Origin of the sequence: Paenibacillus sp. HJGM_3 (assembly GCF_045062745.1) — a bacterium.
Lineage (GTDB): Bacteria > Bacillota > Bacilli > Paenibacillales > NBRC-103111 > Paenibacillus_AA.
This window is the reverse complement of record NZ_JBJGED010000030.1, coordinates 60744-74670: the sequence shown is the minus strand read 5'-3', so window position 1 is coordinate 74670 and position 13927 is coordinate 60744. Positions and strand designations below refer to the sequence as shown.

At 59.5% G+C, this 13927-nt stretch carries 16 protein-coding genes and 1 riboswitch; of the genes, 11 read left to right on the top strand and 5 right to left on the bottom strand.

Annotation, left to right across the window (positions count from 1 at the left end; genetic code table 11):
- Positions 1-97 precede the first annotated feature (97 nt).
- From ACI5FR_RS27030 to ACI5FR_RS27020, 3 genes are all read right to left on the bottom strand, one after another.
- Entirely contained in the window at positions 98-643 is a 546-nt protein-coding gene (locus ACI5FR_RS27030; RefSeq protein WP_405460282.1) for a general stress protein, read from the bottom strand.
- 29 nt (positions 644-672) lie between these two features.
- Positions 673-1026, bottom strand: coding sequence for a YflT domain-containing protein (locus ACI5FR_RS27025; protein ID WP_405460279.1), 354 nt, complete (start codon positions 1024-1026; stop codon positions 673-675).
- A 164-nt stretch (positions 1027-1190) separates the two neighbouring features.
- A complete protein-coding gene (locus tag ACI5FR_RS27020) occupies positions 1191-1631 on the bottom strand; it encodes a peptidylprolyl isomerase (protein ID WP_405460277.1) in 441 nt (146 codons plus the stop codon).
- A 164-nt stretch (positions 1632-1795) separates the two neighbouring features.
- A riboswitch (FMN riboswitch) is annotated at positions 1796-1951 on the top strand.
- Positions 1952-2198: 247 nt separating this feature from the next.
- On the opposite strand from ACI5FR_RS27020, the gene ribD reads away from it, so the two are divergent.
- The 10 genes from ribD (at position 2199) to ytfJ (ending at position 10084) form a co-directional block, all read left to right on the top strand.
- Positions 2199-3317 carry a bifunctional diaminohydroxyphosphoribosylaminopyrimidine deaminase/5-amino-6-(5-phosphoribosylamino)uracil reductase RibD gene (gene ribD, locus ACI5FR_RS27015; RefSeq protein WP_405460275.1) on the top strand — a complete coding sequence of 373 codons (1119 nt, stop codon included), beginning with the start codon at positions 2199-2201 and terminating at the stop codon, positions 3315-3317.
- Positions 3318-3323: 6 nt separating this feature from the next.
- Positions 3324-4007, top strand: coding sequence for a riboflavin synthase (gene ribE, locus ACI5FR_RS27010; protein WP_405460273.1), 684 nt, complete (start codon positions 3324-3326; stop codon positions 4005-4007).
- A gap of 33 nt (positions 4008-4040) precedes the next feature.
- On the top strand, positions 4041-5288 hold the full coding sequence (locus tag ACI5FR_RS27005; protein ID WP_405460271.1) for a bifunctional 3,4-dihydroxy-2-butanone-4-phosphate synthase/GTP cyclohydrolase II: 1248 nt from the start codon (positions 4041-4043) through the stop codon (positions 5286-5288).
- 2 nt (positions 5289-5290) lie between these two features.
- Positions 5291-5761, top strand: coding sequence for a 6,7-dimethyl-8-ribityllumazine synthase (gene ribH, locus ACI5FR_RS27000; RefSeq protein ID WP_405460270.1), 471 nt, complete (start codon positions 5291-5293; stop codon positions 5759-5761).
- A 5-nt stretch (positions 5762-5766) separates the two neighbouring features.
- Positions 5767-6411: a site-2 protease family protein gene (locus ACI5FR_RS26995; RefSeq protein WP_405460267.1), complete on the top strand. Its 645-nt coding sequence runs from the start codon at positions 5767-5769 to the stop codon at positions 6409-6411.
- Between the two features lie 18 nt (positions 6412-6429).
- Positions 6430-7248, top strand: a complete 819-nt coding sequence (locus ACI5FR_RS26990) for a segregation and condensation protein A (protein WP_405460265.1) — start codon at positions 6430-6432, stop codon at positions 7246-7248.
- Between the two features lie 17 nt (positions 7249-7265).
- Positions 7266-7877, top strand: a complete 612-nt coding sequence (gene scpB, locus ACI5FR_RS26985) for an SMC-Scp complex subunit ScpB (RefSeq protein WP_405460263.1) — start codon at positions 7266-7268, stop codon at positions 7875-7877.
- On the top strand, positions 7874-8722 hold the full coding sequence (locus ACI5FR_RS26980) for an EamA family transporter (RefSeq protein WP_405460261.1): 849 nt from the start codon (positions 7874-7876) through the stop codon (positions 8720-8722). Before scpB ends, ACI5FR_RS26980 begins: the two co-directional genes overlap by 4 nt.
- Before the next feature lie 79 nt (positions 8723-8801).
- Positions 8802-9512: a DUF2953 domain-containing protein gene (locus tag ACI5FR_RS26975; protein ID WP_405460259.1), complete on the top strand. Its 711-nt coding sequence runs from the start codon at positions 8802-8804 to the stop codon at positions 9510-9512.
- 83 nt (positions 9513-9595) lie between these two features.
- A complete protein-coding gene (gene ytfJ / locus ACI5FR_RS26970) occupies positions 9596-10084 on the top strand; it encodes a GerW family sporulation protein (protein ID WP_405460256.1) in 489 nt (162 codons plus the stop codon).
- 73 nt (positions 10085-10157) lie between these two features.
- On the opposite strand, the gene ACI5FR_RS26965 is transcribed toward ytfJ, so the two are convergent.
- Together ACI5FR_RS26965 and ACI5FR_RS26960 are read right to left on the bottom strand one after the other, a co-directional pair.
- The gene (locus tag ACI5FR_RS26965) at positions 10158-11492 is read right to left on the bottom strand and encodes a (Fe-S)-binding protein (RefSeq protein ID WP_405460253.1); all 1335 of its coding nucleotides are present in this window, start codon (positions 11490-11492) and stop codon (positions 10158-10160) included.
- The gene (locus ACI5FR_RS26960; protein ID WP_405460250.1) at positions 11489-12904 is read right to left on the bottom strand and encodes an FAD-binding oxidoreductase; all 1416 of its coding nucleotides are present in this window, start codon (positions 12902-12904) and stop codon (positions 11489-11491) included. Before ACI5FR_RS26960 ends, ACI5FR_RS26965 begins: the two co-directional genes overlap by 4 nt.
- A 287-nt stretch (positions 12905-13191) precedes the next feature.
- Here ACI5FR_RS26960 and ACI5FR_RS26955 point away from each other — a divergent pair, with 287 nt between their 5' ends.
- On the top strand, positions 13192-13917 hold the full coding sequence (locus ACI5FR_RS26955; RefSeq protein ID WP_405460249.1) for a FadR/GntR family transcriptional regulator: 726 nt from the start codon (positions 13192-13194) through the stop codon (positions 13915-13917).
- Positions 13918-13927: the final 10 nt, after the last annotated feature.

Below are 13927 nucleotides of genomic sequence, written 5' to 3'. Positions count from 1 at the left end.
GCGGCTGGGGGTGATCTTTTTGTATTCTTTTTCTAAAAGTAGAAGCCGTCGACCTAGGGGTCGACGGCTTCAGGCGTCAGCTCTGGGGGGGAGAGAGCTAATGTACGATATGCGCGGCGCCATGGCGGCGTAGCGCTCGTTCGGCGATGTCTTCGGTCTCCGGACCGCTCTCGACTACGACGAGCAGCCGGCCTTGGTCGATCCATTCGCCGAATTTTTTCGAGTCCGACTCGCTCAAGCCCAGATCGCGCAGCAGGGCGGGGGACTCGTCCGAATTTACCAGGTAGGGCATCCCGGCATATCCCTCGCCGGCGACGTTGGCGCCTAGCCCCGGCATACCGGTGCTTACCGTATCGCCCAGATAGATGGGGCTCGCTGCCAGCGGTATAGTAGGCATCGGCATCGGCATCGGCATCGAGCCGTCCGATTCAACCGCGAGGCGATCTCGCTCGGAATACCGTTCCCGTGCCTCGTCCTCCAATCGATCGACGGGGATATCCGTCTCATTATCGATTCGCCAGGCCATATCTTCGTTCTTCGCGACCACGCGGACTTGCTCGGCGCCGAAGCCGGCTTGCCGCAGCGCCTCGATCGCCTCGACGGCTTGTCCTTGACGCTCGAATATTGCGATTAGCTGTGACATGAGGCACACCTCCTAAAGGTTGATTGACTTTATCGAGAGGCCGAGGCGGCTTGACGGTTCGCAACCATGATCAGCACTTTGCCGCGGTCCAACTCTTCCTCATACATACGGGCCTCGGATTCGGTCACGCCGGCGGCCACGAGCTTCGCGCGCAGTTCGTCGCCCCTAGAGCGGAACAGGTTCGCCATCGTGGTCAGCAGGCCCTCCTCCTCCACACTGATCGTGTTAATATCGGCCGCCTCCGCCAATTCGTTCGTCCGTTCTTTGGAATGGGCGAGCACATAAATATCCTCACGCTGGATACCTTGCCGGTGAAGCCGATCGATCTCTTCCATCGCACGCGCGGCACTGTTTACCGCCCTGATGTAATGATTCGGTTTCATAAGGGTTCACCTCCGGGTTGGATTCATCGCCAGGACGACAGCCCGCGCCATCTCCTGACTTACATGATTTACCCGTCAGAGAGGACATTGAAACATCGGGCGACAACGAAAAAGACGGAACCCGGAGGTTCCGTCTCGAATATGGAGTCTAGTGTCGATCCGACTTAAGCTTCGTCGTCCCACACTTTCACTTCTTTCATCGTATCGCCTTGCTTCAGGGCATCCACGTATTCCATCCCTTTCGTCACTTTGCCGAAAACGGTATGGACGCTGTCCAGATGCGGCTGAGGCTGGTAGCAGACGAAGAACTGGCTGCTGCCTGTGTTCTTGCCTGCATGCGCCATCGAGAGGGTGCCGCGCTCATGCTTGCTCGTGTTCGTAGCCGTCTCGCAGTCGATCGTGTAGCCGGCGCCGCCGTAGCCGGTGCCTTGCGGACAGCCGCCTTGGGCGACGAAGCCTTTGATCACGCGGTGGAATTTCAAGCCGTTATAGAAACCGGAATTCGCCAGCTTCTCGAAGTTGGCAACCGTATTGGGAGCTTCCTCAGGGTAGAAATCAATTAGAACCTTTTCTCCGTTTTCGAGCTCGATACTTCCTTTTTTCATGGTAAACCTCCTAAAGGGATGTAGTACGACCATTGTACTAAAAACGAGCGCGGGACGCAAAGCGTGGCTCCGGGACCGATATGTGGAGGCTGAAAGAGGCTGCAGGGCCGAAACACTAGACAGATATTAGGGAAATGGGTATACTAGACAGTAATTTCATAATCATATTCCTTCGGGGCAGGGTGAAATTCCCTACCGGCGGTAATTTCGCGGCCACTGCGGCGCGAATCAGTCCGTGACCCGTGTCGGTTGAGAAGCCGGCCGGTGGATTCGGTGCAACTCCGAAACCGACAGTATAGTCTGGATGGGAGAAGGAATGACGGAGTAGCGGCTCAATTGCGGCCGTGTTCGCCGGGGTTGCACGTGCTTTTTTTCACATGCCTTCGGAATGAACGGCCGGGCTATGTTTATTTCGGTCTGCGCGGGAAGTCCTTGCGCACTCCGACTGGCCTTGCTTGAGCTATGCCCACTTTCATTTTGCCGCAGCTTCCATCAATCATCAAACCGCCCCTTTACGAAAGTGTAAAGGGGTTTTATGCGTTTCATCAGTCAGGAGGGCCAGGGATCATGCAGTTGACGGAACGGTTGAACGACGAATCGTATATGCGGCTCGCGCTGCAGATGGCCGCACAGGCCCAGGGCCAGACCGGCATCAACCCGGTCGTCGGCTGCGTCATCGTGAAGGACGGCCGCATCGTCGGCATGGGCGCGCACTTGCAGCGCGGCTCGCATCACGCGGAGATAAACGCCCTGCATATGGCCGGCGCGGAGGCCGAGGGGAGCGCGGTATATGTGACGCTCGAACCGTGCAGCATCCACGGGCGGACGCCCCCTTGCGCGGAGCGGCTCGTGCTGGAGCGGGTGAAGCGGGTCGTCGTCGCCTGTGTCGATCCGAACCCCGCGGTAGCCGGTTCCGGCATCGAGCAGCTGCGCAGCCGCGGCATCGAAGTCCAGGTCGGGGTGCTGGAGCAGGAGGCGCGCCTCCTGAACGAATCGTTCAACAAGTTCATCGTCACCCGGATGCCTTGGGTTACACTGAAGACCGCCTGTACGCTCGACGGCAAGATCGCCACGCGTACCGGCGACAGCAAGTGGATCAGCGGCCCGGACTCCCGGGAGCTCGTCCATGCGATGCGGCATCGCCATCAGGGGATTATGGTCGGCGTTGAGACGGTCATCGCAGACAACCCGCAGCTGACGACCCGTCTATCCGTACCGGCGCTGCAGCCGCTGCGCATCGTCGTCGATTCGCGGCTGCGGGTGCCGCTTGATGCGCACCTCATCCGCGAGCGCGACGCCAAGACGCTGGTCATCACGACGCAGCAAGCGTCCATTGAGCAGATCATGAAGCTGAACGCGCTTGGAGTCGAAGTCATGAAGTGCGGCGACGGCCCGCGGGTCGACCTGGCGCTCGCGCTCGCGATGCTCGGAGAGCGCGAGATCGGCAGCATCCTGCTGGAGGGCGGCGGGACGCTGAACGGGGCGATGCTCGATGCGGGGCTTGTCGACAAGCTCGCCGTCTTCATCGCGCCGAAGCTCGTAGGCGGCGGTTCCGCGGCGCCTTCCGCCTTCGCCTTCGAAGGCGTCGAACGGATGGCGGACGCGATCGCGCTGGACGGCGTCCGGATCGAGCAGATTGGGGCCGACTGCTGCATCACCGGCTATCCGCGCTATGAGAGGAGCTGATCCGCAATGTTCACGGGGATCATAGAAGAAATCGGCCGGCTGCGCCGCGTTCAGAAGCAAGGCCAGGCGATGGTGCTGACGGTGGAGGCGAAGACGGTGCTGACCGACGTGAAGCTCGGGGACAGCATCGCCGTGAACGGCGTCTGCTTGACGGTGGTCGCCTTCGACGGCAGCAGCTTCACTGTTGACGTCATGCCCGAGACGTACCGCAAGACGACCTTGAAGCAGCTGGCAGCCGGCAGCCGGGTCAACCTGGAGCGGGCGATGCCGGCGAACGGCCGATTCGGCGGACATCTCGTGCAGGGCCATGTCGACGCCATGGGGCGAATCGTCTCCAGGCGGCAAGAGGAGAACGCCGTCGTCTTCGTGGTCGAGCCGCTGCAGGGCGGACTCATGAAGTATATGCTTCCGAACGGATCGATCACGATCGACGGCATCAGTCTGACGCTCGTGAATGTTTCGGAGACGACGGCTACGGTGTCGATCATTCCGCATACGCTGGCCGAGACCGTGCTGCAGGACAAAAACCCGGGCGATGTCGTCAACCTCGAGTGTGATTTGTTGGGCAAATACGTCGAGCGCCTGCTTCTGTTCCGAGGCTCCGAATCGTCGGGCCCGGGATCGACGCCGTCCGCTGCATCGACCGGCGGGGTAACGGAAGATTTTTTGGCCCGGCATGGGTTTCTATAATCGAGACAGCTTGATCACAGGAGGGGAAGTCATATGGAACAAGGACAAAATCAGGGTTCTGACCCGAGATTCCATACGATCGAGGAAGCGATCATCGATCTGATGCTCGGCAAAGTCATTATCGTCGTCGACGACGAGGACCGCGAGAACGAGGGCGACTTCATCGCTCTGGCAGACAAGGCGACGCCGGAAGTCATTAACTTCATGATCCGCGAAGGACGCGGCCTCGTCTGCGTGCCGATCACGGAGCAGCGCGCGCTGGAGCTCGATCTGCCGCCGATGGTCGCGCGCAACAGCGACTACCACGGCACGGCGTTCACGATCTCCGTCGATCATGTGAACACGACGACCGGCATCTCCGCGCATGAGCGATCGGCCACGATCCGGGCGATCATTGACCAGAAGGCGTTGCCGGAGCACTTCCGCCGGCCGGGCCACATCTTCCCGCTGATCGCGAAGGAAGGCGGCGTCCTGCGCCGCGCCGGCCATACGGAAGCGGCCGTGGACCTGGCCCGCATGTGCGGCTCGTATCCCGCGGCGGCTATCTGCGAGGTGATCAAGGAAGACGGCAGCATGGCGCGTGTCCCGGATCTGCATGAGATCGCGCGCAAGCACGAGCTGAAGATGATTACGATCCGCGACTTGATCCATTACCGCAATGAGAAGGAGAAGCTCGTGCAGCGGGAGGTCGAGGTCAAGCTGCCGACGGACTTCGGCGCATTCACCGCCATCGCGTATACGAACGCGGTCAACGACCAGGAGCATGTGGCGCTCGTCAAGGGAACGATCGATTCGTCCCGCCCCGTGCTCGTACGGATGCACTCGGAGTGCCTGACCGGCGACGTGTTCCATTCGCACCGCTGCGATTGCGGGCCCCAGCTCGCCGCCGCGCTCGAGCAGATCAGCCGGGAAGGCAGCGGCGTACTCGTCTACTTGCGCCAGGAAGGCCGCGGGATCGGGCTGATCAACAAATTGAAGGCATACGTGCTTCAGGAGCAGGGATTGGACACGGTCGACGCGAATATTAAGTTAGGCTTCGCCCCCGATTTGCGCGATTACGGCATCGGCGCTCAAATCTTGAAGGACCTTGGGGTGCGCCAAATCCGGCTGCTGACGAATAATCCGCGCAAGATCAAAGGGCTCGAGGGCTACGGGATGGAAATCGTGGAGCGCGTGCCGATCCAGATGGAAGAGAAGGAAGACAACCGGAACTATTTGCGCACGAAGAAGCTGAAGCTGGGCCATATGCTGAATTTCAACGAAGAAGGAGCGAGTATTTGATCATGGCGCGTATTTATGAAGGACATTTAGTCTCGGAAGGGTTAAAATATGGAGTCGTAGTCGGCCGGTTCAACGAATTCATCACCTCGAAGCTGCTCGGCGGGGCGCTGGACGCGTTCAAACGGCACGGCGTGAAGGAAGAGGAGATCGACATCGCTTGGGTGCCGGGCGCCTTCGAAATTCCGCTCATCGCGCAAAAGATGGCCGCGAGCGGCCGCTATGACGCCGTCATCACGCTGGGAGCGGTCATCCGCGGCTCGACCCCGCACTTCGACTACGTCTGCAGCGAAGTATCGAAGGGAGTGGCGGCGATCAGCCTGAAGACCGGCGTCCCGACGATCTTCGGCGTCCTGACGACGGACTCCATCGAGCAGGCGATCGAGCGGGCCGGCACGAAGGCCGGCAACAAAGGCTGGGAAGCGGCCGCTACCGCCATTGAGATGGCGAATTTGACCAAACAGCTGGAGGGCTGAGTCCATTGTTGAACGGGATCCAGCTCGACGCGCTCCTGTACCGGATTGCGGCGCTGCTCCTGGCGATCGCCGTGCACGATGCCGTGCAAGCGGCAGCCGCACTGATGCTGGGCGACCGCACGGCGAAGGAAGAGCGCCGGCTGACGCTGAATCCGGTCGCCCATCTGAGTGCGATCGGGCTCTTGCCCGTCCTGTTCGGCCCGTTCGGCTGGTCCAAGCCCATACCGGTCGACCGGGACCGTCTGCAGGGCCGTACGGCGCTGCGTGCGACGCTCATCTACGCCTGTGGACCGATCGCCAATCTGGCGCTCGGCATCGTGCTGTGGTGGGTGGCGTTCCAGCTGCCGGCAGCCGTCGACGGGTGGATGCCGGCATGGCTGTACGAGCTCATTCGCGGCATTCTGGAATGGAGCTACATCATGAATATGATGTTCGTGCTGCTGCACCTGCTGCCGTTCTATCCGATGGATATGTGGCTCATCGTGCGAGGTTGGCTGCCGGCTGCGTGGGCCCCCGCGCTGAACAAACGGGAGAAGCTAGGCATAGCCGTGCTCTTCGGCTTGGCGGTGACACCCATCGGGCAGTTGCTATTCCAGAACGGCTTTGAGTGGTTGAGCGGTCTGATAATGGATTTGTATGCATGGGGCTAGGGAGGCGAACGGCGGGAAATGAAAGTGACGTATAAGCTGGAGTTGTTCGAAGGCCCTCTCGATTTGCTGCTCCATTTGATCGATAAGTCGGAGATTGATATTTACAACATTCCCATTGCCGTGATCACCGATCAATATATGGAAGTGCTGAACGGCATGCAGGAGCTGGAGCTGGACGTGACGAGCGAGTTCCTCGTCATGGCGGCGACGCTCTTGTCGATCAAGAGCCAGATGCTGCTGCCGAAGCCGCCTGTGTTTCACCTCGATGACGAGTATGGGATGGATGAGGATTACGATCCGCGGGCCGAGCTCGTCCAGAAGCTGATCGAGTACCGGAAGTACAAGAGCATCGCGGAGGATTTGCGGGATAAAGAGCAGGCGCGCAGTCTGATCTACACCCGGGAGCCGGATGATTTGACCCCGTTTGTGACGCAGAAGGTAGAGAATCCGGTCAAAGGGTTGAGCGTCGCCGATCTGGTGCTCGCGTTCCAGCGGGCGCTCCGCAAGGCGAAGAGCCGCCAGACGATCGCGCGTATCCGGCGCGACGAGATTTCGGTCAAGGACCGGATGAAGGAAATCGCAGGCGTCCTGAGCGAGAATGGCGGGCAGGCGCTCTTCTCCGCGTTGCTCGACGAGGATTATCATCGAGAGGACGTCGTTGTGACGTTCCTGGCCATACTCGAACTGATGAAGGTCAAGCAGATCGTCTGCTATCAGAACCGGCTGTTCGACGATATCGTCCTTCGCTGGAGGGAGGAGTCGGCAGAAGCCCAAGGCGCCGGCGAATCGGAGGATAAGGCGGGAACCGCCGATGTCATGATGGATACGTACCACTAAGAAAGCGGGGAACCGGCATGGATGCGAAACGGATGAAGGGCGTCGTCGAAGCCCTGCTGTTCGTCTCGGGAGACGAAGGGCTCGAAGCCAAGCAGCTGGCCGACGTCCTAGAGGTTCAGCCCAGTGTAGTGAAAGAGCTGATCAAGGATATGAGGGCCGATTTCAAGCGGCAGGGGCGCGGCCTGCAGATCGTGGAGCTCGCCGGCACTTACCAACTGACTACGCTGCCGGAGCATGCGCCTTTTTTTGAGAAGCTGGCTTACTCACCGACACGGACCAGCTTGTCTCAGGCGGCGCTCGAGACGCTGGCGATCATAGCGTACAAGCAGCCGCTCACTCGGGTAGACATAGAAGAAATTCGCGGCGTCAAGTCGGACCGGGCGCTCCACACGCTGGTGGCGAAGGAGCTCATCGAGGAGGTCGGACGAGCCGAGGCCGTGGGCCGGCCGATCCTGTACGGGACGACGAAGGCGTTTCTCGACTACTTCGGCCTCGCGCAGATCGAGGATTTGCCGGAAGCGGACGCCTTTCACTCCGAGGAAGGCTTGGAGGAAGAGACCCGGATGCTGTTCGCCCGCCTCGATGCGGAGCAGCTTACGATCGACGATGTGGACGGGAATACCGGATGAACGGCTTAGCGCTGGCGATGGTGCTGGGCTCTGGAATGCTGCATGCCATTTGGAACCTGCTTGCCAAACGAAGCGGTTCGCAAATGGCTTTTTTGTGGTGGGCCCAATTGGTAGCGGTTGTTGTGTTCCTGCCGATCGCGCTGCTGCTCGAGTGGGACGTATTTCCAATTGGCATCATCCCCTTCGGATATTTACTAATTAGCATGACGCTCCATGGGGCGTACCTCGTGCTGCTGGCTTTCGCCTATCGGGCCGGGGACCTCTCGGTCGTCTACCCGATTGTCCGCGGTACGGGGCCGGTGCTTGTCCCGCTGCTGGGTGTACTCGTGCTGCACGACCGCCTGAGCCTGTGGAATGCGGCCGGCATCGCCTTGATCACTTTGGGGATCTGGCTCATTGGCCGTGGCAGGCGATCGTCGGGAGCCGTTCCGGGCAAAGTGATCGGATTGGCGCTCGCGGTAGGGCTGGCGATTACGGCTTATACGTTTGTGGATAAGCTCGCCATCTCGTATGGCGGCATCCCACCGCTGACATTGAATGCCGCGAGCAACGTAGGGAACTGGCTGTGCCTGATGCCGTTCGCGCTGCGGGAAGGAAGATGGGCGGCGGAAGGCCGGGAGAATAAGCGCTTCTGGATGCTGGGCGGTCTGTTCGCCTCCGGGGGCTATACGCTGTTTCTCTATGCCCTGCAGCTCGAGCCGGTCTCTCGTCTTGCTCCAATGCGCGAGATCGGAACCGTGTTCGGGACGCTGCTCGGCATCTTCATATTGAAGGAGGCGCATGGGCCTGACCGGCTGATCGCGAGTACCCTGATCGTGTTGGGCGTCATTGCCATGGCGTTGTAGACGTGGGGGAAGCATGGAATCAAGCACGCAAGCCATACTAATTCTTGTCAATCTCTCTAAGGGAGGAGGTCCGGCAAGAATGTTTTCGACTTGGACATGGATATGGATTGGCGTTAGCGCTGTCGTGCAACTCGCGACCACGATAGCTATGCTAAGTTCGGTCTACCTGCACGTCCATTTCTCCAAACTCGGGCAGAACGATCGATTTCATATTCGCGTGAAAGCCTTATTCGGCCTGATCAAGCTCGATTACGAGGTGCCTAAGCTGAAGCTGAGCGGCTTGAAGGCCCTTTTGTACGAGGGAGAGATGAGCGTCAACGGGAAAACCGCCTCCGTCAGCGACGGGGCCGGGGTCATAGATCGTAGAAAAATCATGCAGTTTTTTGAGCAGACGAAGCTGCTCTTGACACATACCGAAGGGCTTAACGCCTGGACGAAAGAAACGATGCGGCTCTTGAAATGCACGGAGTTTCGCTGGACGACCCGCGTCGGGTTGAACGACGCGCCGGAAACGGCCGTATTAACAGGTCTTATATGGGCTTTGAAATCATCCATCCTTCATCTCGCAGCGAAGCGAATTCGTTTGCAGGCGCAACCCGTCATTCACGTGTTTCCTCTCTACAATAGGCTTCATTTTACTACGGAGTTTCTTGCGGAGGGTCATCTCCGCGCCGGGTCCGCGCTCTGGGCAGGGCTCAAGCTGCTTCGCAGAATCGCCAAGGCCAAGGAGGGGCTATCGACATGGAGAAAGTCGGTTCTGGGCACTTCCCGGAGCCCCGAACCGTCTTGAACGGGCAGGGTACATACGGGATGTTCCTTAGGGAAATGATAATGGATGCAAAGCGACATATTCTACATTGAAGGAGGATACGCATGTCAGAGCACCCGATCCAAGGGCTGATGAAGACAGCCATGGAACAAATTACAGAAATGGTAAATGTTAACACAATAGTAGGCGACCCGATTGAAACGCCTGACGGGAGCGTCATCATGCCGATCTCCAAAGTTGGCTTCGGCTTCGCCGCCGGGGGCAGCGAGTTCGGGATGGAAGAGGAGGATCGGAACGGCCAAGGCAAGCAAGCTAACCGGGACGGGAGCGGCAATGGCTCAAATATGCACAACGCCTCTGTGCAGCTTCCTTTCGGCGGTGGCAGCGGCGGCGGGGTGTCCATTACTCCGATCGCTTTTCTCGTGGTGGGACACGGCGGGGTGAAGGTCGTTCCGCTGGATAATCAGACTCACCTGTACGAGCGGATTATCGATCAGGCGCCGCATATGTTCGATAAGATCCAGGGCATGATTAAATCCAATACGACGGGCTCGAGCAAGTACAGGATGGATCCGGATAGTCCGCTTGCTTAAGCTGGATATGCAACAGTGAAAAAGCTGCCCAAGGGGCAGCTTTTTTGTGCGGAGCCATATATGGTAACGCTGTTTATGGTTTGATGCGGTCGTACAGGAAGTCGACGATGTGCACGGCTTCCATCTTGCCGCCCAACTTCTCGCGCTCGATCCCGACCTTCATCTGCAGCAGGCAGCCGGGGTTGCTCGTGATCAAGTAGTGGGCGTTCGTCTCCTTCACGTGCTCCATCTTGTGCTCGAGAATGTCGTTTGCCATATCCTGCTGCACCAGGTTGTAGATCCCGGCCGAGCCGCAGCACTTGTCCGCGCCCTTGAGTTCAACGAACCGTACGTCGGCGACCCGATTCATCAAGTTCCTCGGCGCATTGCCGGAGCGCATGACATTGCGCAGATGGCACGAGTCCTGATACGTAATGGTCACTTGCTCCTGCCCGGCTTTGTCCTTGGCATTCGCGGCGAAGCCCGGCAAGCGTCCTTTCTCCAGCAGGATGAGGGAAACGTCCTTCACACGGGAGGCGAACCATTCGGCGTCTTCCCGGAATTCGGGATCGTCATGCAGCAGGTGGTCGTACTCGACGAGCAGCGCTCCACACCCGCCTGCGTTGGAAATAATATAGTCGACGTTCGCTTCCCGGAACGCCCGGATGTTGCGTTTCGCCAGCGTCCGCGCCTCGGCCATCTCGCCGGAGTGCGCATGCAGGGCGCCGCAGCAATTCTGCGTCTCGGGGATGACGACGTCGAAGCCGGCTTCGGCCAGCAGCTGCACCGTCTTCTTGTTCGTCTCGGTGAACAGGACGTCCATCAGGCAGCCCCGGAACATGCCGACCCGCGCTACGGCCGGGCCGCCCAACGCCTGCACAAACGTGCCGAACAGCTCCACCACGCCTTGGCCGGACGCGTCCGGCATGATCTTTTCCATATCGCGCATGTTCTTGGGGAACAGCTTCATGAGACCCGAACCGCGCACGACGGTGCGAAGCCCGGACTTCTGATACAGCTTCAGGCCGCGGCCGATCAGCTTCATGCGGCTCTGGAACGGGAACACCCGCTTGAACATCACATTGCGCACGCCCTTGACCCACCAACGGTGCTCCTCATGCTCCTCGAGCGCGTCCCGCGTCTGCTCCAGCAGGTGGCCGTATTGTACGTCGGCCGGACAGACCGGCTCGCACGCCCGGCAGCCGAGGCACAGGTCCATCTGCTCTCGGAACGATTGGTCCGGCTCCATCAGGTCGTCCACGACGGCCTTCATGAGCGCGAGCCGTCCGCGCGGGGACGCCGCCTCAAGACCAGTCTCGGCGAACGTCGGACATGCCGCCTGACAGAAGCCGCAGCGCATGCAGTTCGTGAGCTGGTCATAGTCGAGCGTCGCTTTCATTTTCTCCGTTAACAGTTGAACGTTGCTCATTGCTGGACCACCACTCTTTTCCGATACTCCTTGGCGAAAATTTTGCCCGGGTTCATGATGTTGTTCGGGTCGAACACTTTCTTAATGCCTTGCATCACTTCGATACCGACCGGGCCGACCTTCATCTCCAGATAAGGCGCCTTCACCATCCCGACGCCGTGCTCGCCGGTAATCGTGCCGCCGAGGGCGATCGCCGCCTCGAAAATTTCCGCGAAGGCCTCCTCGACGCGGTGGATTTCTTCATGGTCGCGCGCGTCCGTCGTGCAGGTCGGATGGAGGTTGCCGTCACCGGCGTGACCGAACGTACAAATTTGAATGTTGTATTTTTTGGCGATGCGGTTGATCTCGATAACCATTTCGGCGATTTTGGACCGTGGGACCGTCGCATCCTCGAGAATGGTCGTCGGCCGAATCCGCGCCAGGGTGGAGAGGGCGCTACGGCGGGCGAACATCAGCTTCTCCGCCTCCGCCGCGTCGGTCGCCATCTTCACTTCCACGGCCCCTTGCTCTTGGCAGATACGCACGATCTCGACGATGTCCTTCTCGACGACGCCTTCGTCCAGGCCGTCCTGCTCGATTAGCAGGATAGCGTCCATGTCGAGCGGCAATCCGATCTTATTGAAGCCTTCGACGACTTGGATCGTCGGGTTGTCCAGGAATTCCAGGGTCGCGGGAATGATCCGGTTGCCTACGATCGCCGCTACCGTGCGGGCAGCCGCGTAAATGTCCTTGTACATCGCGATCATCGTCTTCTTGTATTTCGGCGCCGGAATGAGCTTGACGGTTGCTTCGGTAACGATCGCGAGCGTTCCCTCCGAGCCGACGAGCAGCTTCGTCAGGTCATAGCCGGCCACGTCCTTGTACAGCTTGCCGCCGGTGCGGATGATCTCGCCGGAAGGCAGGACGGCTTCCAGGGCGAGCACGTAGTCCTTCGTCGTACCGTATTTCAGCCCGCGCAGCCCGCCCGCGCATTCCATGATGTTGCCGCCGAGCGAAGAGATGACCATGCTGCTCGGGTCCGGCGGGTACATTAGGCCGAGCTTCTCCACCTCTTGATGGAACGCCTTCGTATTCAACCCGGTCTGGAATGTGGCGGTCAAGTTGTCGGTATCGATCTCGATCAGCTTGTTCATCCGGTTCATGACCATGACGATGCCGCCTTCGACCGGGACCGTTCCTCCGCATAGATTGCTGCCCGCGCCGCGTCCGACGATCGGGATACGGTGCTCGTTCGCAATCTTGAGAATGCCAGACACATCCTGCGTGCTGCCTGGGTAAACGACGGCGTCCGGCATCGCCTGCAGCATCGGCGTCGCGTCGTAAGAGTGGGTGACGAGCGCTTCCTTGTCATCTTTGAAATATTTGGGACCGACGATGTCGATCAATCGTTGCCGAACCGCTTGCTCCAGCATTTGCTGTACCCCCGAATGTAGAATAAATGCTTACTTTGTAACGAAACCGACTAACTCGGTGCCAGAAGGGCCTGTCACGCGAGAATTAGTCGGCGAAACCAACTAACTCGGCGTCAAGACGCACGGTCACTCGAGAATTAGTCGGCGAGACCGACTAACTCGGTGCGCAGCATCCCCACAGAAATAAATTAATCAGGTCATCTGATGACTTTTCCCTTATTATAGCTTACTATAAAATGTGTGTATAGACTGGATTCGCATACAAATCTAGAAACGGGTGGATGCACGTGGCGTTCAAGCAAGTGAAGCCGCAAAAAGGATACGAGCTCGTCATGGACCAAATCAAGCGGCAAATTGTCGACGGGGAGTTCGCACCGGGCGCGAAGCTCGCGTCGGTCGTCGACCTCGCCGTCTCGTTCGGCGTTGGACGGTCGACGATTCGCGAGGCGCTGAGCGGGCTGCGTGCGATGGGCCTGGTCGACATCCGCCAGGGCGGAGGCACCTACGTGGCCGATCCGTTGCCCGGCAAGGAGACGCTCGCGCTGGATGCGGAAGCGATCTTCGATCGCGCCGAGTCGCTGCAGCAGCTGCTCGAGGTGCGGAAGATTCTGGAGACCGGCTGCGCCGCCGCTGCCGCGAAGCACCGCACCGAGGAAGATCTGACTGTGCTCGACGGCATCCTGGCAACGATGCAGGCGCACTTGTCCGACGAGTCGATCGGCGAAGAGGCGGACGTGCGCTTCCATCTGCAGCTGGCCGCGTCAACCCATAATGCGCTGCTGCAGCAACTGATGGAATCCGTCTCGCAGCGGCTGCACGAGAGCATGAAGCAGACGCGCCGGCTCTGGTTCTACGGCGAGCGGGCGGAAGCCCAGCGGCTGCTGCAGGAGCATTCGAGCATTGTCGAGGCCATCCGTCGCCAGGATGAAGCCGCCGCATTCGAGACGATGAAACGCCATTTGCAAAAAGTCGAGAACGTCCTGGAAAGTGCGCTTAGGCAGAAGCAACCTTAATCGATTAGCG

Excerpts from the sequence above, each read along its gene's own strand:
- ACI5FR_RS27030 (WP_405460282.1), bottom strand. The coding sequence starts at position 643 with ATGTCACAGCTAATCGCAATATTCGAGCGTCAAGGACAAGCCGTCGAG.
- ACI5FR_RS27025 (WP_405460279.1), bottom strand. The coding sequence starts at position 1,026 with ATGAAACCGAATCATTACATCAGGGCGGTAAACAGTGCCGCGCGTGCG.
- ACI5FR_RS27020 (WP_405460277.1), bottom strand. The coding sequence starts at position 1,631 with ATGAAAAAAGGAAGTATCGAGCTCGAAAACGGAGAAAAGGTTCTAATT.
- ribD (WP_405460275.1), top strand. The coding sequence starts at position 2,199 with ATGCAGTTGACGGAACGGTTGAACGACGAATCGTATATGCGGCTCGCG.
- ribE (WP_405460273.1), top strand. The coding sequence starts at position 3,324 with ATGTTCACGGGGATCATAGAAGAAATCGGCCGGCTGCGCCGCGTTCAG.
- ACI5FR_RS27005 (WP_405460271.1), top strand. The coding sequence starts at position 4,041 with ATGGAACAAGGACAAAATCAGGGTTCTGACCCGAGATTCCATACGATC.
- ribH (WP_405460270.1), top strand. The coding sequence starts at position 5,291 with ATGGCGCGTATTTATGAAGGACATTTAGTCTCGGAAGGGTTAAAATAT.
- ACI5FR_RS26990 (WP_405460265.1), top strand. The coding sequence starts at position 6,430 with ATGAAAGTGACGTATAAGCTGGAGTTGTTCGAAGGCCCTCTCGATTTG.
- scpB (WP_405460263.1), top strand. The coding sequence starts at position 7,266 with ATGGATGCGAAACGGATGAAGGGCGTCGTCGAAGCCCTGCTGTTCGTC.
- ACI5FR_RS26980 (WP_405460261.1), top strand. The coding sequence starts at position 7,874 with ATGAACGGCTTAGCGCTGGCGATGGTGCTGGGCTCTGGAATGCTGCAT.
- ACI5FR_RS26975 (WP_405460259.1), top strand. The coding sequence starts at position 8,802 with ATGTTTTCGACTTGGACATGGATATGGATTGGCGTTAGCGCTGTCGTG.
- ytfJ (WP_405460256.1), top strand. The coding sequence starts at position 9,596 with ATGTCAGAGCACCCGATCCAAGGGCTGATGAAGACAGCCATGGAACAA.
- ACI5FR_RS26965 (WP_405460253.1), bottom strand. The coding sequence starts at position 11,492 with ATGAGCAACGTTCAACTGTTAACGGAGAAAATGAAAGCGACGCTCGAC.
- ACI5FR_RS26960 (WP_405460250.1), bottom strand. The coding sequence starts at position 12,904 with ATGCTGGAGCAAGCGGTTCGGCAACGATTGATCGACATCGTCGGTCCC.